The sequence below is a fragment of the Arthrobacter sp. JDC6 genome (genome assembly GCF_056484025.1).
In genome coordinates, this window is the sequence record NZ_CM151278.1 from 4,327,321 (window position 1) to 4,351,561 (window position 24,241).

General features: G+C 62.5%; 18 protein-coding genes. 4 read left to right on the forward strand and 14 right to left on the reverse strand.

Going from position 1 to position 24,241, the window contains the following annotated elements; translation table 11 throughout:
• Nucleotides 1–23: 23 nt before the first annotated feature.
• Genes ACV095_RS20075 through uriH form a run of 3 tightly spaced genes read right to left on the reverse strand, consistent with a single transcriptional unit; the run spans nt 24 to nt 3,475 of the window.
• Entirely contained in the window at nt 24–986 is a 963-nt protein-coding gene (locus ACV095_RS20075; protein ID WP_018770339.1) for a ribokinase, read from the reverse strand.
• Entirely contained in the window at nt 983–2,410 is a 1,428-nt protein-coding gene (gene uriT / locus ACV095_RS20080) for a uridine transporter UriT (protein ID WP_478222572.1), read from the reverse strand. The genes ACV095_RS20075 and uriT overlap by 4 nt, the downstream gene beginning before the upstream one ends.
• On the reverse strand, nt 2,411–3,475 hold the full coding sequence (gene uriH, locus ACV095_RS20085; protein ID WP_478222573.1) for a uridine-preferring nucleoside hydrolase UriH: 1,065 nt from the start codon (nt 3,473–3,475) through the stop codon (nt 2,411–2,413). It abuts the gene before it with no gap.
• A gap of 217 nt (nt 3,476–3,692) precedes the next feature.
• On the opposite strand from uriH, the gene ACV095_RS20090 reads away from it, so the two are divergent.
• Together ACV095_RS20090 and ACV095_RS20095 are read left to right on the forward strand one after the other, a co-directional pair.
• Nucleotides 3,693–4,682 carry a LacI family DNA-binding transcriptional regulator gene (locus ACV095_RS20090; RefSeq protein ID WP_186447859.1) on the forward strand — a complete coding sequence of 330 codons (990 nt, stop codon included), beginning with the start codon at nt 3,693–3,695 and terminating at the stop codon, nt 4,680–4,682.
• Nucleotides 4,683–4,727: 45 nt separating this feature from the next.
• On the forward strand, nt 4,728–5,834 hold the full coding sequence (locus ACV095_RS20095) for a GTP pyrophosphokinase (RefSeq protein WP_018770343.1): 1,107 nt from the start codon (nt 4,728–4,730) through the stop codon (nt 5,832–5,834).
• 301 nt (nt 5,835–6,135) lie between these two features.
• Here ACV095_RS20095 and ACV095_RS20100 read toward each other — a convergent pair whose 3' ends face one another.
• Nucleotides 6,136–6,477, reverse strand: a complete 342-nt coding sequence (locus ACV095_RS20100; RefSeq protein ID WP_478222574.1) for a YegP family protein — start codon at nt 6,475–6,477, stop codon at nt 6,136–6,138.
• 310 nt (nt 6,478–6,787) lie between these two features.
• Between ACV095_RS20100 and ACV095_RS20105 the strand changes: the two genes are divergently transcribed.
• Nucleotides 6,788–7,003 carry a death domain-containing protein gene (locus ACV095_RS20105; protein ID WP_478222575.1) on the forward strand — a complete coding sequence of 72 codons (216 nt, stop codon included), beginning with the start codon at nt 6,788–6,790 and terminating at the stop codon, nt 7,001–7,003.
• A 361-nt stretch (nt 7,004–7,364) separates the two neighbouring features.
• Here ACV095_RS20105 and ACV095_RS20110 read toward each other — a convergent pair whose 3' ends face one another.
• A complete protein-coding gene (locus tag ACV095_RS20110) occupies nt 7,365–7,667 on the reverse strand; it encodes a DUF4193 domain-containing protein (RefSeq protein ID WP_478222576.1) in 303 nt (100 codons plus the stop codon).
• A 273-nt stretch (nt 7,668–7,940) separates the two neighbouring features.
• Here ACV095_RS20110 and ACV095_RS20115 point away from each other — a divergent pair, with 273 nt between their 5' ends.
• Nucleotides 7,941–8,504: a recombinase family protein gene (locus ACV095_RS20115; protein WP_478222577.1), complete on the forward strand. Its 564-nt coding sequence runs from the start codon at nt 7,941–7,943 to the stop codon at nt 8,502–8,504.
• Here the strand turns inward: ACV095_RS20115 and ACV095_RS20120 are convergent, their stop codons facing one another.
• The 9 genes from ACV095_RS20120 to ACV095_RS20160 form a co-directional block, all read right to left on the reverse strand.
• Complete coding sequence (locus ACV095_RS20120) at nt 8,505–10,511, reverse strand: hypothetical protein (RefSeq protein WP_478222578.1); 2,007 nt, start codon at nt 10,509–10,511, stop codon at nt 8,505–8,507.
• A gap of 293 nt (nt 10,512–10,804) precedes the next feature.
• Nucleotides 10,805–12,883, reverse strand: a complete 2,079-nt coding sequence (locus ACV095_RS20125; protein ID WP_478222579.1) for a beta-galactosidase trimerization domain-containing protein — start codon at nt 12,881–12,883, stop codon at nt 10,805–10,807.
• A 481-nt stretch (nt 12,884–13,364) separates the two neighbouring features.
• Nucleotides 13,365–16,274 (reverse strand): carbohydrate binding domain-containing protein, encoded by a 2,910-nt coding sequence (locus ACV095_RS20130; RefSeq protein WP_478222580.1) that lies wholly within the window; start codon nt 16,272–16,274, stop codon nt 13,365–13,367.
• Between the two features lie 509 nt (nt 16,275–16,783).
• Nucleotides 16,784–18,457: a glycoside hydrolase family 43 protein gene (locus ACV095_RS20135; protein ID WP_478222581.1), complete on the reverse strand. Its 1,674-nt coding sequence runs from the start codon at nt 18,455–18,457 to the stop codon at nt 16,784–16,786.
• Between the two features lie 197 nt (nt 18,458–18,654).
• Nucleotides 18,655–19,617 (reverse strand): carbohydrate ABC transporter permease, encoded by a 963-nt coding sequence (locus tag ACV095_RS20140; protein WP_200953176.1) that lies wholly within the window; start codon nt 19,615–19,617, stop codon nt 18,655–18,657.
• A complete protein-coding gene (locus ACV095_RS20145; RefSeq protein ID WP_200953177.1) occupies nt 19,614–20,594 on the reverse strand; it encodes a carbohydrate ABC transporter permease in 981 nt (326 codons plus the stop codon). Before ACV095_RS20145 ends, ACV095_RS20140 begins: the two co-directional genes overlap by 4 nt.
• Nucleotides 20,595–20,672: 78 nt before the next feature.
• Nucleotides 20,673–22,016 (reverse strand): ABC transporter substrate-binding protein, encoded by a 1,344-nt coding sequence (locus ACV095_RS20150; protein ID WP_478222582.1) that lies wholly within the window; start codon nt 22,014–22,016, stop codon nt 20,673–20,675.
• A gap of 229 nt (nt 22,017–22,245) precedes the next feature.
• Complete coding sequence (locus ACV095_RS20155; protein ID WP_056391991.1) at nt 22,246–23,292, reverse strand: hydroxyacid dehydrogenase; 1,047 nt, start codon at nt 23,290–23,292, stop codon at nt 22,246–22,248.
• A complete protein-coding gene (locus ACV095_RS20160; RefSeq protein ID WP_478222583.1) occupies nt 23,289–24,137 on the reverse strand; it encodes a sugar phosphate isomerase/epimerase family protein in 849 nt (282 codons plus the stop codon). Before ACV095_RS20160 ends, ACV095_RS20155 begins: the two co-directional genes overlap by 4 nt.
• Between the last annotated feature and the right edge of the window lie 104 nt (nt 24,138–24,241).

Consider the following 24,241-nt stretch of genomic DNA (forward strand, 5'->3'; position numbering starts at 1 on the left):
ACCGGCTGGCCCCGCCGGCGGCGTCAGGACGCGCGGAGGCGGCGTTCGACGTCGGCCGTGTCCGGGTACGCTGCCTGGGTCCCTTTGCGGGTGGTTGCCAGGGCCGCGGCAACGGAGGCGAAGGCGGCGGCATCGGCGAGCGCATCCCCCGCCGCAAGCCGCACGGCAACTGCTCCCGTGAACGCGTCCCCGGCACCGGTGGTGTCCACCGCGTGCACCTGGGTGGGTTGAACGGACGTCACGCGGGAGCCGGGAGACGCCAGCGAGTCCAGCACCACGGAGCCCTGCGAACCGAGCGTCACCAGTACCTGCTGGATGCCCCGGGCGGCAAACCGCTCCCGCGCCGCTTCCCACTCGTCGGCGGGCGCCCCGGCACCCGGCACGGAAACACCAAGGAACAGCGCGGCCTCGTGGGCGTTGACGAGCAATACGTCAGCCAATCCGGCCAGGGCTGACGGAATCTCCGCGTAAGGCGAGAGGTTCAGCAGGACCGTTGCGCCGGCGTCGTGCCCTGCCCGGGCTGCGGCCAGCACCGTGTCCATGCCGACCTCAAGGCAGAGGCTCACCACGGCGGCCTCCTCCAGCACGTCCCCGGCGTCCGCGACGTCGGCCGGGGACAGAGTGCCGTTGGCCCCGGCGGAGATGATGATGTTGTTCTCGCCACGGGCGTCCACGGCGATGACCGCTACGCCGGTGGGCTCAGTGGAGGTCCGCACGTGCCCCACATCCACGCCGGCCCCTGCCACCGAGGCCTCGAGCATGGCTCCGTTGGCGTCCTTTCCCACGGCACCCACCAGGCTGACGTGGCCGCCCAGTCGGCCGGCGGCCACCGCCTGGTTGGCGCTCTTGCCGCCCGGGTTCACGGCAAATCCGTTGCCCTGGACGGTTTCGCCCGGCTGCGGCAGGCGTTCGCAGTAGATGGTGAGGTCGGCGTTGAGGGAGCCGACGACGACGATCCGGCCCGTGCTGCCGGCCGCGGTACTCATTCAGTCACCTCAGCCTCAACCGGCTTGGGGATCAGCAGGGACGCGGCGAAGGCGGCGACGGTCAGTGCCAAGCCGACGACCACGACGGTGAGGTAGGAGGCCGTCGCGTCGCCAAGTACCGACGTCGCCACCAGCACGGCCGGCAGGATCAGGAAGCTGAGGCCTGCGCCCAGGTTGAACGCGCCGGCGTTCATGCCGGGCAGGAAGCCGGGGTTTCCGGCGGGCGAGAGGACAACACCGAGTCCGTTGAGCATGATGTTGACCGTACCGGCGTACATGATGCCCAGCAAGACCGTGCCGGCGATCATCAGGGGCAGGCTGTCCAGGCCCAGGAAGGCAATCAGCGCCAGGGCCGCGATGCTGCCCAGGAGGCCGATCCGGAGCACCCTGGTGTAGCCAAGGACCGGAGCCAGTCTTCCGCTGATCGGGCCCACCAGCCAGCCCAGCAGGGCGTACGGGGTGAGGATGATCAGCGACATTTCGGTGGGGCCCACGCCGAACCCGGGGTTGGCGGCCTGGACGTAGGCGGGAACGATGCCGTTGATGACGGCGAAGATGCCGGTCATGGTCAGCGTGGTGGTGAGCAGCGGAGCCCAGGTGGAGCGCTGGCGCAGGTGCACGGTTTCCACCATGGGCTGCGCGGCGCGCTGTTCGGTACGCCAGAAGGCGAAGGACGCGACGGCGGACACCAGTACCAGCGCCAGGCTCAGCATCAGCGTTGTGGCGGAGAAGCCGCCCACCAGCTTGGAGGCCTCGTTCAGTGCGGTCAGCAGGGCGCCGACGGCCACCACGATGAAGAACACGCCCAGCCAGTCCATCCGGGTGCCGGCGGCAGGCTTGCTTTCCGCCGCGAGGACCATGATCAGGGCGGTGGCGGCGGCGGCCAGCACCACCATGAGCCAGAAGATGCTGCGGAAGCCGAAGTGCTCCGCGAAGTAGCCGCCCACGAAGGAGTCCACGCCGGCCACGCCGCCGTTGACCGCGGTGATGAGGCCCATCAGGGTGCCGTATTTCCGCGGGTTGCTGACCGCAGAACGCAGCATGATCAGGCACAGCGGCACGGTGGGTCCGCTGACGCCCTGGATGATGCGGCCCACGAAGAGCCACGTGACGTCCGGGGCGAGGGCCGCGATGACGGACCCCACGGCCATCAGCACCATCATGCCCACCAGGACCTTCTTGCGGCCCACGATGTCGCTGAGCCGGGGCAGGAAGAGGGAGAAGAGGGCGGCGGCGGTGAAGAACCAGGTCTGGGAGAGGCCGATGACGGCCTGGTCGGTGTTGAGCTCCTCGCCCATGGTGACCAGGGCGGGGCTGAGCATGGAGGCGTTGAGCTGGAAGGCCACGCAGGCTGCCAGCAGGGCGGTCATGAGGGCGGCGATGTTGCCGCGGCCGGTCTTGGTTTCGGTCATCGTGGCAGTCATTTACTTGACCCCTCCGGCGGTGAGGGAGGCACTGGCGTGGCGTTCGACGTCGGACGCGTTGCCTTTGGTGATTGGCTCGCCGATGCGTGCCAGCGCGTCGGTGACCAGGTCCCAGAAGCGCGCGTGGTCCAGGTCCACGGCCACGCTGGTGTGGCAGTCGGCGGGGGCGGGGGCGCGGAAGTCCGCCACGGTCATGCCGAGCGTGAGGGCGCCCTGGAGTTCGATGTTGACCGGCACCTTGCGGGTGCTGACGATGCTGGGGTCGATCACGTAGGCCACGGCGCACGGATCATGGACCGGCGGGTGATCGAAGCCCTGCGCGTCCTTGTAGGTGTGGGCGAAGAAGTCCATCAGCTCGGTGACGAATTTGGCCGGGGTGGTGCCGATGGCGGCGATCCTTTCCACGACCTCGGGGGTGGCGAGCGCCTGGTGGGTGAGGTCAAGACCCACCATCACCACCGGCCATTTTTCATTGAAGACGATGTGCGCGGCCTCGGGGTCGATGATGATGTTGAACTCCGCCACGGCGCTCCAGTTGCCCACGTGGTAGCCGCCGCCCATGAGGACCACTTCCCGGACGCGTTCCACGATGCGCGGTTCCTTGCGGGCGGCCATGGCGATGTTGGTCAGGCCGGCAGTGGGGACCAGGGTGACGGTGCCGGGCTCGTGCGCCATGACAGTGTCGATGATGAGGTCGACGGCGTGGCGCGGGTCCAGTTCGATGGTGGACTCCGGCAGTGCGGGGCCGTCCATGCCGCTTTCACCGTGGATGTCCGGCGCGGTTTCGATGCTGCGGACCAGGGGCCGCGGGCAGCCGGCGGCGAAGGGGACGCCGGTGATCCCGGCGATGGTGCCGACGGCCAGGGCGTTGCGGGTGACCTTTTCAAGGGTCTGGTTGCCCACCACCGTGGTGACGGCCAGCAGTTCGATGTTCGGGCTGCCGTGCGCCAGCAGCAGGGCCACGGCGTCATCATGGCCGGGGTCGCAGTCCAGGATGATCTTCCGGGGCTTTGGGTGGCTGTCTACGGGCCGGGGATCTAGTTCCACGATGGTTCTCCACGTCATTGGGGCCTGCCGGGGAGGCAGGGATTCAGTCTTCCGGGAGTGATCATGGCAGGCTTTTGCGCCCAACGTCAAACGCTTAACGTTGGGGAGGTATTGCCGCACGTCAAACGCTTGATGCGTTGCTGCCCCTGGTGTACCCTGCGGCGGATAGGATCGAAGTATGGATTCCGGGGAACAGGTGCAGCAGCGGGCGCGGCCCCGGCGGGTGACGGCAGCCATGGTGGCGGCGCGGGCCGGCGTCTCCGTGGCCACGGTGTCATTGGTGGCCAACGGCAAGACGGCGGGCCGGGTGTCCGAGGACAACATTTCCCGGGTGCGGGAGGCCATCGCCGAGCTGGGTTACGTGGTGGACGGCATCGGGAGCTCGCTGGCCAAGGGCGTCAGTTCAATCGTGATCCTGGTGGCGCCGGACATCTCCAATCCGTTCTTCGCCAAGGTGATCGGCGGGGTGCGGGAATCCCTGGGGCCCAACTACCAGCTGCTGCTCTCCGTCACCGATTCGGGCGAATTCCCCAAGGCCGACGACGTCCGGAAGCTGATGTCCCTGCGGCCGGCAGGGCTCCTGGTTGACGCGCCCAACGCGGACTTCCTGGCCGATCTGTCCGTGGCCGGGCCCCTGGTCCTGCTGGACGCTCCCGGCCTGGAATCGGTTGCTCCCGCGGTCAATCTGGACGTCGCGCAGGGCGCCCGGGAGTTGGCCGCCCACCTCGCCGGGGCCGGGCACCGGCGCGTGGCCTACCTGGACAGCGTGACCGGAACCGAAACTTTTGCCATCCGCCGCGAGGCGTTCCTGGCCGAAGCGGCCGCCCGGGGCATGGCGGTGGATCCGCAGCATATCCCTGCCACCACCATCGATGTTGGCGAGGCCGCGGCGGCCTTTGCCGCAGCGTGGCCGGACTGGCAGCGCCAGGGGGTGACCGCCGTCGTCTGTGCCACGGACACCCACGCCTACGGTGTGCTGCAGGAAGCCCGGGTGGAAGGGGTCCGGATTCCGGAGGAGTTGGCGGTTGCCGGCTTCGACGACCTGCCGTACTCCGCTACCAGCAGCCCGGGCCTGACCAGCGTGCACCTGCCCGCGGCGCTGCTGGGCCTGAAGGCCGGGGAGCAGCTCCGCCGCCTGATGGAAGGCCGGCCGCTGGAGCAGGAGGAACTCATCCTCGAGAGCTCCCTGGTGGTGCGCGGGTCCACGTCGGCCGCCGAAACGTAGGGGGCTCAAAGGCTTCCTGTCGGACCCCCGCCGTAAGCTGGGACCATGCCGAGTAACTGGGAAAACCTGGACGAGCCGCTGCGTGAGTCGGTGCAGCACAACGTGGAGATCTATGAGCGCGTCCGGCCTGCCCTGAAGCTGGTTACCCGGGACGTTTTGCTGGTTCTGCGGGACATGCTGAAGGACAGCGAGGTCACGCCGCTGTTTGTCACCGGCCGCACCAAGACGGTGGAATCGTTCAAGGAGAAGATCTCCCGCACGGAGGAGCCGCTGGAACCCGGTGGCCGGCGGCTCCTGAAGTTCCCGGACCCCTTCCGCACGCTGAATGACATGGTGGGCATCCGGGTGATCACCAAGCTGCCGGCGGAGAACGCCGCCGTAGCCAACATCATCAAGCGCCAACGGCAGCTGTTTGACTGCCGCGGCGACCGCGAGAAGGACATCGGCTCCATCGAGAGCGGCACATACGGGTATTCCAGCCGCCACCTCATCCTGCGCACCATCCAGAACGAGGCCGTCAAGGAATACCAGCAGGTCTTCAACCCGGACCTGCAGCCCAACGGCAGCTACTTCTTCGAGTGCCAGATCCGCACCATCTTCGCCCACGCATGGAGCGAGATCGAGCACGACATCCGGTTCAAGGCCGAGGACCCTCGCGCCTGGACCCCGCACTTCGACCGGCAGTTCACCGCCACCGCGGCCATGCTGGAAACCGTGGAGACGGCCTTCGCCGACCTGCACGAACGGTATGAGGAAGTCCGCAGCTTCTGGGACGTGGACGGCGAAGGGGCCGCCCCGCTCACGCCCAACCGGATCCGGGACGTCTGGCGCACGCTGCTCCCCCACGTTGACCGCAAGGTAGACGACGACTGGGGCTGGGCCGCCGAACTCCTCGCCGCGCACGGCCTGAACCAGACCATGCAGCTGGCCGGGCTGCTCAGTGCCAACCGCATCACGGAGGTCCGCAAGGCCCTGGACCACCGCTACTCCCCCGGGCCGGACCGGCTCCTGGACGACCTCCTCCTGTGGCAGTACGGCACCAAGCACATCGACCTCACCGCGGAAGGGCCCGACGCCGTCCCGCACCCGCGGCGCGACAGCCTCCTGCGGCGGCTGCGGCAGATCGAACGGTATCGGATGACGAAGAAGTAGGGGTAGGCACCTTGACGGCCCGTCTATATGGATCGAACCCGCGACCTGAACCAGATTGGGGAGGTTATTGGGGAGGCACGGCAGCTGATCCGAGAACTCGACAGGACTCCTCTGGTCCACCTGACGCCGCTCTTTTACCAGCACGCATATGAGGAGCTGAGGATGACCGCCCTTGACCTTCTTCGTATGTTGGGACAAGAGGGCGACGGACGCAGCTGACTCTCATCAAGGCCTAAGGGCCGAGAGTGTACCTCATGTAAAGCTGCTGGTGGGAAGGGGTTCCTGGAACCCTCCCCGCCGCTCAGGAAAGGCTGTGGATTGCCCCGGCCCAGCGGGGGCCCGAGACGGCCCGGCGGACCGCCCTGGCGCGGGTGTGGAAGTCGATTTTTGGCATGCGCGGGGAATCGTCAGTTTGACTGCCGAGGTCAGTCCAGGTGGCTGGCGGTGCCGCATTTGGGGTTGTTGTGCTGTGGTCGGTGATCAGTCCCATGCCGGCATATTCGCGCACGGCGGCGATGCCGGCAACGGCGTCGGTCTTGGTATCGAAGGGCTTGGACACTGCCATGACAGTTCCATCGGGTGCTGTGAGCCGGAACCTGAACGCGGATTCGGTGTCGATAAATAGTTCGAACATTCCTGCCATTGCGATCCTTTCGTCTGCGGGATCTTGTGGCGGCATCTTTGCCGCCGGACAGGAGCGGCGGCATCGTTGCCTCCGTTTTCCCTGGTATCCCGCCGTCCAAATTTTCATCAATTCAGCGCGCGTTCCTCGAGTTTCTCGTGGGACCGCTTGCCGGCGCAAGATGTCGCCCGGCATCCAAAAGAAGTGATCGCGGGCTCTCGGAGATCCAGTCCAGGCGCACTTTCCTCGGGGAGTTCACGAGACAGCCTCAGTGCTCGGCAGGTCATCAACAAATGTTGACCCAACCTCTGGCGTCAACTAATGTTGACGCATGGAGGTGGAACGGATGAAGACTCTGGTGGCATCCATGGACGGGAAAGGACCGGCTGAAGCCCTGCAGGCGGTCGCCCAGCTGCAGAAGGAAGTCGGGCGAACAGAAGCGTCCCTGGTCAGGAAGGCCCGGCAGGCCGGCCTTTCCTGGGAAGCCATCGCGCTGTGCCTGGGCGTGAGCAAACAAGCCGTCCACCGTAAATACGGAAGGCGCTAGGTGCTGCTTCGGATCCTGGGCCGCGACCGCCCAGGATCGGAAGGCAGCCACCCCCCTGCCATGGCTAAGAAAACGTCCCTGACCGATAGCCGACGTTATGTAAAGTAAATAGGTTGAAAGTTCAACTGATGGACTCTTTGCAGTCTATAAGGACGGGCTCTCGTGCAGCCAGCCGGACGTCGCCGGCGCCAGCGAATCAGGACTGCCACCGCAGGTGCTTCCGCCCTGGAAGGTCATGGACTTGGGCGAGGTTCAAGCGCAGGAAGCCGGCAGCAGCTTGACACCAGCCGGTCGACGTTATGTCAGGCTGCACACGCCGAGAACCGGACTCGGTGCTGACAGCCCGTCCCGGAGGCTTGTCCTAGCCCTCGCACTCGATGCAGTAGGAATGGCCGCTGCTTTCGCGTGCCAGTTGGGACCGGTGCCGGACCAGGAAGCAGGAAGAGCAGGTGAACTCGTCCTTGCCTTGCGGGATGACCTGAACAACGAGTTCCTCGGAGACAATTTCGCCACCGGGAGCCAGGCCCTCATCGAGGGCGTCGGCTTCGTCCAGCTCGGTCACGACACTGCGGGCATCCGGGGCGCTGGCGGACTTCAGCGCCTCCAGGGAACTGTCTTGGGATTCCCTGACGTCGGAACGGACTTCGTCATAATCGGTTGCCAAGTTAGGTGCTTCTCATTTCTGGTGTTCTGTTTCTTTTTGGACGAGACCTCAACGCACGTTACTGTGCCGTTGTTCCCACGTCCGATCCCGGACGCCGGCGCCAGACCAATAAGCGCACCCGCGAGGCGGCCAGCACCACTCCCCTGCCGCGACGTGAGAAACCGCTGGGAATCGAGGTATAGGCCGCCGCGCGGCCAGCGCGGGCAAGCCTTGACGTGCGTCAGGGTGACCCTGAAACTCAAATACACACGTTGAGGTTTGGAGGCGGCCAAGGTGGGTCAGCGCATCGGGTACGTGCGAGTCAGCACCTTGGACCAGAACGAGAAGCGCCAACTCGAAGGCCAGGTACTGGAGCGCGTCTTCACGGACAAGGCATCCGGCAGGGACACTGCGCGGCCGGAGCTTACAGAACTGCTGCGGTTCGCCCGCGACGGGGACACCGTAGTTGTGCACAGCATGGACCGGCTTGCCCGGAACCTCGACGACCTGCGCGCCCTCGCCCAGGGACTCACCCGACGAGGCGTACGCGTCGAGTTCATCAAAGAACAGCTCGTCTTCACCGGAGAGGACTCCCCCATGGCCAACCTCATGCTCTCGGTCATGGGCGCCTTCGCCGAATTCGAACGCTCCCTTATCCGGGAACGCCAGCGGGAAGGAATCGCACTGGCCCGGCAACGCGGCGTGTACAAAGGACGGAAAAAGATCCTGACACCGGAAAGGGCCGCCGAACTGGTCCAACGCGCCGGCAGCGGCATCCCGAAAGTCGTCCTCGCCCGAGATTATGGAATCAGCCGAGAAACCGTCTACCAATACCTCCGTCATGCAAAGCTAGGATGACTACGAGCTGACGTCATTCCTGGTGCTCCGTAGGCAGAACTCATCATTGATTTTGATCACAAGGGCTAGAAGCAGTCTTAGAGCCGTGAGGTAGGTCTGGAAGTGTTCGGACTCGCTTGGTGAGGTTGGCTGTGACCCATGCAGGTACTTGTTCCGTAGCTCAGGCCCGTTGCTGAACTCGCTTTTGTTCAGAAAATAGTTGAAATAGCTGGCTTCCCCTTCGGTCAAAAGTGAGGACTTGCGGATCACCCATCCACGGGCTTCAAGGGCCCTGACGTGTGAACGGCCCTCGGGCGAGAGACGGTGGTATGCCGCGACCTGCTTGGTAAAGAGCCTGTGGAGGAGCATGAACTGGTGAGTGTCGGCGATTCGCACGCGCGCACCGGTATTTTCTAACACACCAATGTGGATCAGTTGATCGACAGTGGGCAGTTGGTGCTCCTGAAAGTCCGTGTACGTGACCTCATTTTGGATTAGAAGTCGAGCGGCGCTTTCGTCCTTGAGTGTGTCGTTGATGTAGGTCAGTGCAGACTGGTCGGAGAAGAGTGTGTGGAGCACACCGCGGATCTCTTCGTGGTCAATTGCATAGACATACTTCCCATCCAACAGGCTGGGTATTTGCTTGTAGGCCACGGGATCTGACGTGACCGAGAGAAGTTCTCTGTCGAGCTCCCCGTCCTGGACGTAAAGCCTGAACTGGTTAACGACGCCCTCCATCTCGGCGAACAGGTGACGTGCCTTCTCCAAATAGGAAGACGTCGAGGCGGGCGGCGCGAAGGAAAAGTTGAGCGCTTCGAATTCCTCGACTAAGTACTCATCAAAGAACCAAGCAATTACGTTCTCCAGGTTGATGTCCCTTGAGGACAGATAATCCTGATACAGGCGTGTCTGCAGCAGGGAGCTGAGGTCTTTGGCGCGGAAAGCGGCACCGATCTGATATTCGTTGCGCCCAGTTGTGGTCATGAACCTCTCGAAGATCCCCAGTTCGGAGGGGTACGACGGAAGTGTCAGCAGGGCTTGATCATCAGCAAATTCGAACAAATGCTGGAAGTTATTCAGGATGCTTCGATTGTCCAAGGTCTCATCCAGCCAAGTCCTGCTGTATGTGAAGGTCGTTACCATGTCGTCGAGTTCGACCTTCACGGGCTCATGCGGGGAATCAGCGAGCCGCACTTCGACCCCGGTTTTGATCTTCACCGTGGACTCTTCCTTGAAGAGTTCCTTGACCATCTGCTCACTGCGGCGTTTAGCCTTGAGCTTGAGTTTCGCGTCTACTCCTGTTTGAGCCTCAGAGTGGGCACTAGCAATTAAACGAACGAAATTGAGATTTGCATCGGCACTATCAAGGTAACTATCGAGAAGTTCCCTCGCATCGATGGGTGTGAAGCTTTCCGGAAGGTGTATTCCCGTCGACGCATCTTTCTGAAGGTACTTCCGAACGACCTGCTCCGCGTTACGCGCGTCAGCGATGAGCGCATCACGAATATGGGTGTCATAGGCAGACACGAGTTTCCAGTTGTTGAGCTCCTCGGCCAGGCCGATGCCCGCATCTGCAAGCGCCGGAAGCATGACTTGGGCGTCGCAGCGCTCGAACGCCTTAGTCTGAGCAAGAAGCTCCAATAGGTCAGACCGGTAGTAGTACGGGATACCACTCAAGTGCGCACGCACGTTGGTATCGCTCACTGTGCCAAAAAATCTGTAGGCCGCGGCCCGCAGTTTAGGAGCCAGCGCCTTCGCACCCGCCCGGTCCACGGGGCTGTATGCGGCGGGAAGAATGCCGGACTCAATGTACAACTGCACGTTATACAGCTCAATGGCATCAACTATGGTCCGTGGAGCTCCAGCGGCATCGAACTGGGAAATTATTCCGGTGATGCGATCAAACTGCCAATACGATGCAAAGTCCGCTGGCCCATAAAACTTCACATGTTTTGGCTCAGCGACGCCTTCCATCATGCTGCGACCCGTTCCTATCTGCCCAGAAATGCCCGAACCAGTGAGGTCCACTCAGAAGAGGATATCGGCGTGATCCCCTGCCCCCAAGCAAACGATCGAGCGTCGAAGCTGCACAGGTTTACAGAATCACGGTTATCGGCGTTCTAGAATGACGGACCGAGCTGCAGGAATAAGAGGGTTCGCTGGGCCTCGCTCTGTGCCGCAAAGCTATGCAGCAATAGAAAATCCGCTCTGCTTGGCGATGGAAGGACCCGGACCGTTGGCGGTCCGGGTCCTTGTCTGTGGGTAGCGGGCTATTGTCGCACGAAGCCGCCGTCTTGGATCAGGTAAAGCGTATAGGGGCTTTAGAGTTCGACATAAACCGCCGAGTGGGCAGCAAGCCATCCGGGCGCGGAAGGAGTCAGCGGGATTAGGCGTCGCGCGTGGATTCCGCTGATATCTATCGGCGATGCGCGATGGTTCACGATCACTGCCCGGCTTCCGAAAATTGCGGTCTCAACCCCTCGAGTGGGATGCATGAGGGCGGATGGGGAGATACCGATCTCGTCATCGATGGGTGTGCGCTTAAGCAGCGCTAAGGGATGCATCTCGCTCCGCCCGTAGGCGGGAGGGACGATCGGCATTGTGCGGTGGGAGTACGCGTAGCCGTACTCGAACCCGAATGACAACACCCGGCCACGACCGATGGATGTGCGCAAGATGCCCGGTCGATCCGAGCCTATGTACGAGCCGATATTCTCACCTGCGGATGTAAAGGCCGAGGTCGACCACCCGTGCGGGATGAGATCTTCTTGCCAGCGTATGCAGTCGAAGTCCACGGCCTCCTCAGTGATTCCGAACACGCGATTGGCGAGTGCGCATCCAGCTCCGTGCATCATTGTTCCGCCCGCTTCCACAAAGGCGCGAATCGCCGCTTCTGCGGCGCCGGTGTCTGTGAGGCCGTACAGCGAGTCGGTCGGGACGACCAGATGTTGGTAGTTCTGCAGGGCGCCGGCGGCTACTTGGTCGGGATGGACGATATCGACGTGCCAGCCCAGGTCGGTCATTTGCTGGTACCAACCGAGGAGGTCCATTCGGTGACGTCCACCGTCGTCGAGCTCTAGAGGTTCGTAAAAGCTCATCGCCGCCGGAAAGAGAACTGCCACCTCTTGTGGCCGGGGCTCTTCCAGAAGGGGTATCACTTCAGCCGCCCAGCGTGTGCCATTGCATAGGGAGTCCTTGAAAACGTCGTCCATGCGGAACAAGACGCCACCATCGTCGAGGCCACTGTAGCCGTATACGTGCAACCGCTTCGCACCGGCAGCGACCTGTGTGGCGATCGCCTCTGCCGGCGGCACGGTTCGGTAGACGTCCTCGTTGATGTGTCGCCCCAAGTAGAGCCCGCCAGTAAACGGACGCCCTGCGTTGGCTGTACGGGCAATTGCGCCCTCGACACTGACAACGCTCGCATCGGGACGGTTCTCGGCATTCAGCGGCGCTGCGATGAACAGCACGCTGTCGACGTGCTGAGCCAGCCGGTAGACGTCCAGGGCACGTTGTCCGGTTTGCCAGTCTGGTTGCGAAGGAGGGTTGAAGAAGTATCCCCACTGGTGCAGCACGGGTTCGACGAATAGCTGCGGATCCATGCCCCGCCAGTGCTCGCGCATCGTCGCGAAGTAGTTGACCATCACGTCACCCAGATATGTCTGGTTATCGACCCAGCGATAGTAGTCCGGGGTTTCCGCGAGGAAATCGGCGGCCGTGGGCAGGGCGCACCCGACCCAGTTCAGTTCGTCTGGTCGGAGCCAGTAGTCCGCGGGAAGCAAGCTTTCGAAACTCCCGGCGCTCACGTCATAGCGGCGAGACAGTTCGCCTATGTCACCGTTGTAACGCTGGCTGAGCCAATCCAGGTAGTGCTTTCTGCCTTCCTCGTCGAAGCTTGGCTTGGCGATCGGGTCGAACATCGTCTGCATCACGATCCGGCCGTCGCTCGTGCGACGCATGCCCGCTCCATAGAGGCGCAGGAGCCCGGCAACGTGCTCCACCATCATTGCTTGAGCGACGGGTGACCAGTACTTGTACGTACCCATCGGTTGACCGTTGGGTAGAACTGCTTGTTCTCCCCACACAGGGGGCACGTCGCGGATATTCGGGTAAAGGTTGTCGCCGCAAAGGTAAAGCGCGAGGCACGTGTAGTCCAGGCCGTGCTTTGCGGCCTCGCTCATCATGAGTTCCTGCGTCGCTACGTACTGGCTGGACGGTTCCCCTCTGTACCGCGCGAAGAAGTCCTCCCAAGGCTTAGAGTCGAGGTTCACGGAGTTGAACCCGAGGCCCGCGACGTCTGCGATACCGTTACGAACTGCGTCGGCGTCGGAGTAGAAGGGCTCGAAGAAGTTTCCAAACCACATGCTGATGAACGGGCTCGGGGTGGGGGCTGCTGGCATCTCAGTCTTTCGGTCGTCTAGGTTGGATGCGATTCCGGTACCGGGGCGCGGCATCAGCCCTCGGGAACGTACAAGCGTGACGTCGAGCTCGTCACGCAGCCGTGGAAGAACTGCGCTGTTGCGGGCCTTCCGGTACAGAAAGCTCTATGGGTCTGTGAATAACACGGGTTGCGGCCTGCCTCCGCATGAGGCGGTCTGGCGTGGCTTGATGGGTGCCCCTTCGAGTCGGGGCTGTCCCTGGTGAATGTGACCGGATGATCGACTAATTAGGACTCACATATGGTGTACCCACAGGGGACTTCCGGATCGGCCTGTACCGCGAACTCGCCGGGGGCCAACCGTCTGATTCTGATACCTTGACGCGTTGCCAGGGCCTCAGGGATGGTGGCGTCGACGGCAGCGGTCAGCGCAGCTTCGAGTTCTGCTACGTCTGTTGCTGATATTCGTCTGGCCTGCATTGGTTGGGCCGCTTCGGTGCAGGTCATGGGCGGGACGCCGGATCGAACAATACGACGGTTTCCCCGGGACCAATCCGTCGCATCTTCGGGAGTGCTGTCTTTTGTCCGGTGATGCAGTCGATTCCGGTTCCTGTTGCTGGGCACTTATAGTCGAAGCTCTGGTCGCTGGTGGTGTTCATAGCAACGTGGTAACCGGCGTAGGAGAGCCGATAGAAGGGGGCACGCCCCGATTCGATGGCCTCCACACCGAGGGCGGTGGCGCCGAGTTTCGGGTCCATGCCTTCCGGCGTCCGGGCGATCGGAAGCTCCTCGCCGGCGTACGCCTGGTGGAGGGCAGGACCGGGAGGGGCGAACCCACCGGGCCGGATACCGTTACCGTCGCTGTCGTTGATGGTGTAGTCCCAGCAGACCCAATCCTGGATGGTGAACGTCCCCACCGGATTTGCGGACCCAAACTCAACGTCGCAACGGACGGTTGCACTTCTCTCGGTATCAGGCCGCAACAGGTGGACCCGTGACCACCGGTTCACCGCCTGCCGCGCCCGCCAATAGAGTGATGCGTACAGAACCTCGTCGCCGCGCTTCACTGCAATCACACCCGTGGTTGGGTCGGCGAAAGCAAAATCGGGACGTCCCCATCCCGCGGGGAGCCGCTCACTGCTCGGGGCTGCAGCCTGGAAAGCGGGAAGGTCGTGCATGACGAACCGGGCGGCCGTGAGCCCGATCCTCGCCGATGTATCGGTGTGCAGGAGGGCGAGTGCAGGCCCAAGTTGTCCATCTTTGACCATTTGCTGGGCCCAGCCGACTAGTTTGGCGCTTGGGAACGCGGCCGTTGCCTGTAGCGGGGTGACATCCTTGTCTGTAGGAGTCACATAAACCACTTCACCGGGGTAGTGTTCGTTGCGCCAGCCGATGATGGATTCGAGCCGCATGACCCGGTGGCCTTCCTCATCGAAACCTTCGTGCCTGAACCATCCACGGGTAAGGAAGAGCTGCTCCACCCGGGCCCGCAGCTTTTCATCGTCCCGCTTGATGGCGCCCGTGGTGACGGCTTCATACATGGCCACGAGCAGATCGGCAGTGATCTCGCCGTAGCCCCCAACATAGCCAAGCTCGCGACTCAGGCCCTGCTCGCTGTAGATGTAATACTGCCTTCCCAACTTCCACTTCTTGCTGCCGTCGGCGTTTTCTCCACTGGACAAGGGAAGCAGCCCAACGGCCTCATAGATCCACTCGCGGGCGCGTTGCTCCGGCCACGCGTCCGCCGGTGAGAGCAGTTCCAGGCCCTTGTTGCAGAGATAGACTCCCAAGCTCGTGAACTGGACCTGGTTGGTGTAATGCCGCTGGTTTTGCCGCCAGTACTCCCGGCTTTCGACGAGCATCTCGCGGTACGCAGCCTTCCTCAGCGGGAGTGTGCCCGACGTTGGGGGCGTACCGTTGACCAACTCAAGGGCGACGTCATCGAACCACGCTGTTCCGGTTCCCTCGACCCTAAGGTCGATGCGGATGCGGGCTGCCCCTGCCGGGGTGGGTAGCTCCGCCGTGATCTGTTCCCAGTCGTGAGTGCCGGTGGTTGCGAAGAACTTACGGTCGGACTGCACCACGGCGCCGGCAGAGTTGTAGAAGAGGACATTCATGTAGGCGCCGGGGGCGGTGGCGTCTGCTGTCTTGCACCAGGCAGAGATACGGTAGGTTCCGCTTCCTACAAGGGGCCGGCTGTTACCGGCAAGGGTGACGCCCACGACGCTGCCGGTTGAGCCGTTCGGGTTCGCTGTGGCCTTGAGCGAGCTCTTGCCGGACCTTCCAACGGAAGGGTCCGCAACGACGGAGCCACTCCCCCGCCATGTGGTGACAGTCCAGCCTGCTGTTCCGGCCTCGAATCCGGGGTTCGGGACCAAGGTGCTTCCCGGCGTGACCTGTTTGTCCAACAACGGTTGGATGTCTCCCCAGAGTGTGTCCAGTGCAAGCGCGACGCGTCCGAACCCAAGCCACTGCTGGCCGGACGCAGTGAGGACAGCATTATTCGCTTTCCACGCCAAGTAGGTGGCGTCAATTGCTTCACAGATCTTGGTGAGCGTCAGCGGCGAGTTGAAGGCGGGGCTCTCTTTCCACTGGTACCCATGGACGAGTGTCATCCACGCCCAGGGATCGAGGGACGCCGGTGGCTTGGCGTAAAACAGGGCGTTCTGGTCTGCCAGCACCCGCTCGCGGACACGTTGGATGGCATCTTCCGAATCGTCCGGGCGGACACCGCGTTGCGACGGTGTCCCGAAAGGGTCATCGGGCGCCGGAACGAAGAAGGGATCGGTATGCGTATAAGCGGCGTAGATGGGACGGGACGGACTGGTCATGGGCTTGTAGAAGCTTGTTCCGTCGCCGTAGGCCCAAATCCTGCCCAGGGAGCGGATCTCCACCTCCAGTTCCGTCCGACCGCTGGTGAGCTTTTCGGGCAGCGGGATGGTGTGGAGATAGAACATCCCGGCTGTCCGAGGTGCCAGGCTCATCTGATCCAAACCATCCACAGGTCCCTGATCCAGCCATCCGGCAGACTTCCCGTCAATGAAGAGCTGGAGGCGCCACTCCTGCTCCTGTGCAGCAAAGTCCTCGCCCCAAAGCTTGAGCGAAAGGTACGTGGTTTTCTCCGGATCCACCATCATGCGGAAACGCAGCGTGCCACCCCAGGAACCCGCCGGTTCGGTCGGGTTGAGGACCCGTGCCGGCTGAGACAAAGCACCGGTCAAAGAGGACGACAGGGAGCTGCCCACACCGTGGGCAGTTTCCGAAGCGGGGTTGCCCAATCCGAGACGGTCCAAGGGAAGAGACCCACCGGGTGCAGCCTTGGCTGCTCCCGCATCGGTCAAAGTCCAGATGGTCGCTGTGGCCAAGGCCGCTGAGGCGGCCTGTACGAAAGTGCGACGGGATAATTCGGTCATGCGGGCTCCTTTGGCCGACAAATCAAGGGATAGGGCGACGATGCGGGCTGAACTGCCCTCAGATGCTGACCACCCTATGATATCGATTTCAGAGATTCAAGTCACAGTCGATTTTTCTTTTACATTGTGAGTTGGAGGATTTACCACCTTCAAGAAAACGCGGGGCGCCCGCTCCTGAGGCACACTTGTGTGTCTTGATTGAAGACTGTCCCTCTTTGGCCATCGGGCAGTGCACGGTCGACAGGTAAACAACGACTTGATGCAGCTCATTCGCGGCGATGTTGGGTCGCCGGACTTCGTCACTCGCCCCGACACGCAGGGTCGGGAGCGCATCAGTTGCATGTGACATCAGGACGAAGGTCCTGCCGGATGCTGGGTCCACCGCTACAACTGCAAATGCTGCGGTCCTGCCCCGCCACTTGGTGCTCCAATTCGACAGAACAGCCCTGGACGCTGGAGGTTGAATCGAGAACTGACAATGTCAAGCTGTTGAATATGAAAAGTCCCTCTTAGCTGGAGGCCTGCCCGGCAGGAACAGCTTCGACCGCTGGCAGTCGACCGTCAGGCAGCTGCGGTTGTGACGTCACCAACGAGACATCGCTGAATTCTGCGGTCCAAGCGTGTTCAGCTACGTCTACCGTGGCAACGCCGGCGAAAGCGCCCGTGAACCGCAACAGTCCGGCGTGATCGTCACTCAGCTCGCTGATATCCACTGGGAGGTCGAAGGGTGTCCATGACGATCCGTCCAGTGAGGCATATGCGCGCACGCTCGCTCCTTCGAAGGCGATCTGCAGATGGACCGGTCCGGCGGGGCCAGGGTCGAAGTCCAGGACGGCACGTGAGGCGGAGGTTGCGTTTCTGCGCTCCATGGCCAGCAGTCTTCGTCCTTCGTCGGAGGCCGTGAGGTGCCAAAAGACGTGGCTGGTTGTGTCGTAATAGGCAACGACACCGGCCTGATGTGCCGGCTCCGTCGGGGCGGCATCCACCGTGGCCCTCAACCGTGCAAAGACGGAAGTGAGCGGGTGCGCGACCAGTGATTGGGTATGTGTCGAACGCAGGCTTTCCCGGCCGGTAATGCGGAGGCTGTGTCCAGGGTTCATTGACCACTTCAGCCAGGACTCGTCAGCTGGGACACGCAGAGTCTGCCAGCCCGTAGCGAGGGTCTGCGGAGAAAGGACTTCTTCGGTCGCTGCGGGGAGTGCTGTTGTACGCCCCGGAAGAGCAGCGGGAGCATGGACTGCCAGCGCCGGAAGGAAGCCGCCGTGGGCAAGCCGCAACCATCCGTCTTCTGTCCAAGTGACCGGCTGCAGGCACGTTTCGCGGCCGAGCGGGCAGACCGCGCCTTCCGCTGCTTCCAACGGCCGGGACGCGAGATGAACGAGGTACCACTCACCGTCGGGGGTCGAGACAAGCTCGCCGTGGCCGGCCTTATGCAGGCCGCCGGAGGGCCCGGACTCACCCTTTCTCGCTACGTCGAGCGGGTCCAGGTCCCTGGTGGTCAGGACGGGAACCGGGTCTTCCTCGTACGGCCCCCACAGGTCGCGGGAGCGGGCGATTCGTATGCCATGGTTCCAGCCGGTGCCGCCCTCCGCTAGAAGCAGGTAATACCACCCGTTGCGGTAATACATGTTCGGGCCTTCGATGAGCCCGGTTGACGAGTGCACCACGCGGGCGGAACCGAGACGCTCGAAGGTGGAGGGGTGCAGCTCCTGGACCTGGATGCCACCGAATCCGGGGTTGCCGATACGGTGGTCCCACCGCAGCCCAAGGAGATAGAGCCGCCCGTCCGGGGCGTGAAAAAGGGATGCATCAAAACCACGTGAGCCCACATACACGGGCGTGCTCCAGGGCCCATCGATGGCTGGGGCGCTGGTGATGTAGTTATCGACGTCCTTGGTCTGGCCCAGTGTCCGCACAATTGTGAAAAGCAGCCGGTACTGCCCCTCGCGAAAGTAGAGGGAGGGTGCCCAGATACCCCCGGAGTCCGGCACACCGCGCAGGTCCAGGTGTGTCGGGTCGGTGAGTGCGTACCCGGCCGGTTGCCACGTGACCAAGTCCTCTGAAGTGTGGAAGCGGACCCCGGGGAACCATTCGAAGGTACTGGTGGCGATGACATAACGGTCGCCGGCGCGGACGATCGTGGGGTCAGGATTGAATCCCGGCAGTACTGGGTTGCGGATCACCCGTGGGTCTCCTTTGGTAAGCGGTGTGGCAGGGGGGATGGACGTTTCGCGGAGGCAGGGCTCTCCGGGCATGCTCTCCCTTCATCAACCGTGTCGTTGTGAGGTCGGGCATGGCTGCGGCCGGGACGTCTTCGTGGAGTGTCCCGGCAGCAATCCGGCCGGGGTTCGCGGCGGGGAACCGCGTTCCCCGCCGCGCCCTACTTCAGTGCGCCCAGGGAGACGCCGGTGCGCCAGAACCGCTGCAGGGCGATCATGACGATGGCCAGTGGGATGACCGAGAGAAGCGAGCCGGTGATGACCAGGGTGTTGAAGTCATAGACACTGGCGTTGCTGACCTGGCTTTGCCGCAGCCAGTTGTACAGGCCCAAGGTCATGTTCCAGTTCTCCGGGCTCTGCAGCATGGTGATGGGTAGGAAGAACCCATTCCATGCACTGACGAAGGCGAGCAGGAAGATGGTCGCGCCTGCGGTGGTGAGCATTCGCAGAACGATCATGAAGAAGATCCGGATCTCGCCGGCCCCGTCGATGCGTGCCGCCTCCAGGAGCTCGGCCGGGACTGCGCCTTCGATATAGACCTTGGCGAGATAGACGCTGAAGGGGTTGATGAAGGTTGGAATCAGCACGGCCCACGGTGAATCGATCAGGCCCATGTTGGAAAAGAGGAGGTACAGGGGCAGGGTGAGCATGCTGTAGGGCACCAGGAAGGACGCGATGACCAGCCCCATGGACAGCGACCGTCCCGGGAAGGAAAACCGGGCCAGCCCGTATCCTGCGGCCAATGCTACGAGCGTGCCGACGGCGGCCCCGACGCCTGCATAGATGATGGAGTTGGCGGTCCAGCGCAGGAAGATCCCGTTTTCGTACGAGAAGATATCGGTCAGGTTTTTGCCCAGGTTCCAGTCGGCGAACCACAGGCCGTTACTCAGGAGCAGGTCGCGAGTGTTTTTTGTCGAGTTGACGATGAGCCACCAGATCGGTGCAACCGAGTAGATGGTGAAGAGGGCCAGTCCAATGAGTACCAGCAGGCGTGTGCGCCGGGACTGCCGGGCGTCGCCCGCGTCATCTTCCAGATTCCGGATGCGGGTGGTTCGCTTCGGGGCTTTTGGTGTGGCCGGACGTTCCCGCCGGTCCTGGGCTGTGTTCGAGAGCAGCGCGTTCACGCTGACCTCCTGTTCGTTAGGCGGTAGAAGAGGGCGGAACTGAGACCGACGACAAGCGCGAGGATGACCGACAGCGCCGCCGCATATTGGTAGTTGCCTTCAGTGAATGCCAGGTTGTAGATCATCATGATCGGGGTGAAGCTGGCTGTGACTGTTTCCGGTGAGCTGACGCGGAAGACCAAGGGCTCGGCGAAAATTTGCAGCATGTGGATGATTGACAGCATGCCTGTCAGGACCAGGGATGAGCGGACGTAGGGGATCTTGATGGACCAGGCGATCCGCAATTCTCCGGCACCGTCCAAGCGGGCGGCCTCGAAGAGGTCCCGGGGCACGGACCGCAAAGCACCGTACAGGATCAGCATGTTGTATCCGATGCCGGCCCAAGTGAGCAGATTTCCGATGGAGACCCAGAGCAGTTCAGGTGAGAAGAAGTTGACGTCTGTCCCGAACGCTTGACCGATTTTGGTGAGGGGGCCGAGGCGCGGCGAGTACAGGTACAGCCATACCAAGGTGGCGACAATGGCCGGGATCATGTACGGGACGAGAAGACCGACGCGGAAGAAGCGTGCTGCTTTGCCGGTCATCATGTCCAGGAACAGTGCCATGAGAAGGCTCAGGAACAGCATGATGGGGATCTGGACCAGGGCGAAGACACCGACTCTGGCCATGGAGGACCAGAATTGTTCGTCGGTGAATCCTCTGATGAAGTTGTCGGCTCCTACGAAGGCGAGGAAGGAGCCTCCCAGTCCGTTTCCGGATCGCCGGACGGCGAAGAATGCCTGCACGAGGGCGTAGATGAAGGGGGCGACGAACACAAGCAGGAACCCGGCGAAGAACGGGACGGTGAAACCGAATCCCTTCAGTCCGCTGAGGCGCTGCCATCCCATGGCGCGGGGCCGCGGGGCTGCGTTGCCAGTCGTCGAGGGTGGAATCTTTTCTTTGCTGGCTGCGAGGGCCATGATGTTCTCCAGTTTCAAGCGGGTTCTGTCTGCCTGTGACAGGTGGTGTGGTCCGTAGGGAGTCCGTCGCGGACCACACCTTCAAGTCCCGGCGAATCAGTGGTTCAGTACGGTGTATCCCTGCTTCTTCATGTCATCCACAACCCAGGCCTGCAGCTGCGGGGCGATTTCCGTTGCCTTGATCTGCCCTGCTACTGCTTTGCCCCAGAGGTCCTGGAGTTTGGTGAAGGCACCGGCGTAGTCAGGTCCCCAGGTCCAGTCCGTGGCTCGGGTTTGAACGGCCTTCTTCACGACAGGGTCCCACTGGTTGATGTTGTCGCCCAGGAGGGCCTTGGGGGCAGAGGTGGCGATGTAGGGCGAGGGATCCGCGACGGCAGGGAACCAGCCAAGCCCGGTCTGAGGGCTGGCCAGGGCGGCAACAGAATCAGCATTGGTAGAGAGCCAGTGCGCTGCAAAGACTGCGGCATCTTTGTTCTTTGTCTTCGAGTCCACGGCGTAGACGCGGGTGAAGGCCGCATTCACAGTGTCCTGTCCCTTCCAGGCAAGGTTGGGTGCCGGAACCCACTTACCCAGACCAGTGGTAAGGTTCGCCTGCATACCCTTGGTCTGCCAGGTTGAGAGCTGGCGGGCGGCGATCTTGTTGGTGTTGTATTCCTGCATCATCGCCGAGTACTCGGCGTAGGAGATCTTGCTGAAGAGGCCGTTTGAGAAGGCTTCATCGAAGTATTCGGCCGCGCGGCGGGTTTCCGGGGTGTCGATATTGACGTTCCAGCCGTCGTCCTTCAGCTCCCACCACTTCGCCCCGGCTTCCCACGCCATGTAGGTGTAGGTTGTGGGATCTTCACCTGCGACGTTGAAGACGGAAATGCCCTTGGTTTTGAGTTTTTTGCCTGCCTCAAGGAAGTCCTCGTATGTGGTGGGCAGGGCGATCCCGTTCTGATCAAACACCTCCTTGTTGAAAAGCGTGAAGGTGGGGATGTCCGACGCCGGGATGCCGTACTTGCTGCCACCCAGGCTCACAGCGTCAAGAGTTGCCTTCGCGTAGTCCTTTTCGATGCTGGGGAAGTAGGGGGCGAGGTCTGTCGCGATGTCTTCGGCGATGTAGCCTGCCAGGTCCGCGGTTTGAGTGGCAAAGATGTCCGGGGGATTTCCGGCGGAGTGGGCATTGCGGACTGACTTCGCCAGATCTGTGTTGGGTGAGAATTCGATTTTGATTCCCTGGTCCGCGTGCTGGGCGTTGAAAAGGTCCGCTGCACCCTTCATTGCCGCGTTGTCGTTCCAGAGGGTCAAGGTGACGTTCCCGCCAGTCCACTTATCAGGCACTGCAATGGCAGAAGCTGTGGGTGCCTGCGTGCCGGCCGTCCCTGAGCAGCCGGCCAAGGTGCCGGCGAGGACGACCGCAGCAGCAAAAGCTGCGCGGCGTGTGATGGTGGTCTTCATTGTCACTCCTATGTGTTGGGTTGGGCTCTTCCACGAACCCTGCTGTATGCGGTGAGATTGGCTTCTTGGGCTGTTCATGGGTGTCTATTGGCGTTACCGGCAGTGCTCGTTATGGTGTGCATTGGGTGCGCCGAACCAGGCAAGTTGTCGTTGGCTGGTCAGTTCTTACGGATGTAAAAAGGTGGTCGGCATCTGTTGAGTGCACTGGACCCCGCGTCTTGTTGGCACTTCATGCCGAGCGCACCAGATCCTGAAGGTGGACGGGGTGGCGGGCAGGTTTGCCGGCGGCAAGGCGCTCGATTTCATGCACGGCGAATGCGGTCATGCGATGCAGTTCGGTGCCCATCGACCCAGCTATGTGCGGGGTGAGTTGTACGTTGGGAAGTTCAAACAACGGGTCTCCGGGTTCCAGCGGCTCAGGACTGGTCACATCCAGCACGGCGGTGAGGCGCTGCGCCATCAGTTCCCGTCTCAGAGCGTCGTGGTCAACGAGGTCACCGCGTGCCGTGTTGATCAGGGTTGTCCCGGTGCGCATTGCAGCCAGTTCTTTTTGTCCCACCATCCGCACGGTTTCAGGCAGGACCGGGGCGTGCAGAGAGACGACATCGCTAAGCTTCATCAGTTCTTCAAGCCCGACTTTCCGCACACCCAGTTTCTGCGCTTCCGACTCGCCGATGGTCGGATCGTAGAGCAGCACGCTGAGGTCGAACGGCTTGAGCCGGTCGATGACCAGCCGTCCGATCGTAGATGCGCCCACAATCCCGATGACTTTGTCGTAATTGCCCGTTCCCGGGAACTCGATTTCCCGGTCGATCCGTTCTTGGCGTTCACGGTACAGCTGCGTTGCAGCGAGAACGGATTTACCGGCCAAGAGGATTTGGGCCAGCGTAAATTCGGCGACGGGGACAGCGTTGGCGATCGCAGCAGTGGTCACCCTGATGGGCCGGCTCCAGCAGGCCGGGTCCACATGGTCCTTCACACTGCCTCCTGCGTGGGCGACGAGCCGAAGGCGGGGCATCCGGTCGAGGACCGTTTGATCAATCCTGGGGGAAAACCAGCCTGTCAGCAGAACATCCACGTCTTGAAGCACTGTGTCCGGGACAGCGTTGAAATCGTTGATGACAAGGCTGAAATCACAGTCTGAAACTGCCGTGAGCCGGTGCCTGAGCTTCTCGGAGAACAGGGCATCTCGCAGGTTTCCGTCCTGCATTGCGAGTGCGACCCGTGGACGGGCTGCGGTCCTGTCGGCCTGAGCTGCGGGGATTACCAACGTCATCGCTTGACTACCTTCGAAGTTTCCCGGTCAGACCACAACCGGGCGGAGGCGAGAGCCTCCGGCAGCGGTGGGGCTGCCGGATACCAGGCGGCTTCAAGCTCCAGGGTCACGGTTCCGCTGTATCCACGCCTGACCAGAAGATCTCTAAATGCTTCACAGGGCAGTGTTCCATCGCCGATGAGAACGGGGGTCCTGTCCTCAGGAAGGGCCGCATCCTTGATCTGCACGGAACCGAGTCCTTGACTGAGCCAAGGCCCGAGAGCGGCCCACGTTTCCATCAGGGACTCTCCTACCCGCCATGGGTGCATCAGGTCCCACACAACTCCCACCGGCCCATCCACGAGGGCGGCAATGGCGGCGATGTCACGGCCGGTCGGGTGCGAATCGTGAGTTTCAATAACCGGCAGGACACCGAGACGCGCAGCTGTTCCCGCTACGCGAGAGAGCCGGCGTGCAGCACGTTCGTTCACCGTAGCCCGCGCTTCAAGCAACCCCGGCGCGGCCATGTAGCCGCGGTCTTCGGCGGGCGCACCCGGAAAAACGCGAACAGAGGGGGCGCCGAGATCGCTGGCAAGTTCCAGAGCGGCGACCAGTTCACTTTCAATCTGAGCGTCCTGCCCGGCCTGGGCGATGTGGACGTAGCTGGCGAGCCCGGTGAGTTCCACGCCGGCAGCGTCGATCTTGTCCCTCAGTTGCCGGCGACGGGCGGGCTCCATGTCCGTTCCGGCGATCTGCCCATCCCCGACGCGGAGCTCCAGCCCATTGACGCCGGACTCGGTCAGCCAGCGCAGCAGCTGGTCTGCATCGACGTCCGGCGCCCCAAGAGACGAGGCTGATAGTTTCATGTGGCGCTGCTTTCTGGTCTGGTTCCCGGAAGCACAAGACCCCGGGTTCTCAACAATTCGCCCCCAGCCGTGGGTGTGGGCGGCAAAAGTTGCCGACCCGGAAC

Excerpts from the sequence above, each read along its gene's own strand:
- ACV095_RS20155 (WP_056391991.1), bottom strand. The coding sequence starts at position 23,292 with ATGACGTTGGTAATCCCCGCAGCTCAGGCCGACAGGACCGCAGCCCGT.
- ACV095_RS20125 (WP_478222579.1), bottom strand. The coding sequence starts at position 12,883 with ATGCCAGCAGCCCCCACCCCGAGCCCGTTCATCAGCATGTGGTTTGGA.
- ACV095_RS20095 (WP_018770343.1), top strand. The coding sequence starts at position 4,728 with ATGCCGAGTAACTGGGAAAACCTGGACGAGCCGCTGCGTGAGTCGGTG.
- ACV095_RS20130 (WP_478222580.1), bottom strand. The coding sequence starts at position 16,274 with ATGACCGAATTATCCCGTCGCACTTTCGTACAGGCCGCCTCAGCGGCC.
- ACV095_RS20100 (WP_478222574.1), bottom strand. The coding sequence starts at position 6,477 with ATGGCAGGAATGTTCGAACTATTTATCGACACCGAATCCGCGTTCAGG.
- uriH (WP_478222573.1), bottom strand. The coding sequence starts at position 3,475 with ATGACGTGGAGAACCATCGTGGAACTAGATCCCCGGCCCGTAGACAGC.
- ACV095_RS20075 (WP_018770339.1), bottom strand. The coding sequence starts at position 986 with ATGAGTACCGCGGCCGGCAGCACGGGCCGGATCGTCGTCGTCGGCTCC.
- uriT (WP_478222572.1), bottom strand. The coding sequence starts at position 2,410 with ATGACTGCCACGATGACCGAAACCAAGACCGGCCGCGGCAACATCGCC.
- ACV095_RS20105 (WP_478222575.1), top strand. The coding sequence starts at position 6,788 with ATGGAGGTGGAACGGATGAAGACTCTGGTGGCATCCATGGACGGGAAA.
- ACV095_RS20090 (WP_186447859.1), top strand. The coding sequence starts at position 3,693 with ATGGTGGCGGCGCGGGCCGGCGTCTCCGTGGCCACGGTGTCATTGGTG.
- ACV095_RS20150 (WP_478222582.1), bottom strand. The coding sequence starts at position 22,016 with ATGAAGACCACCATCACACGCCGCGCAGCTTTTGCTGCTGCGGTCGTC.
- ACV095_RS20160 (WP_478222583.1), bottom strand. The coding sequence starts at position 24,137 with ATGAAACTATCAGCCTCGTCTCTTGGGGCGCCGGACGTCGATGCAGAC.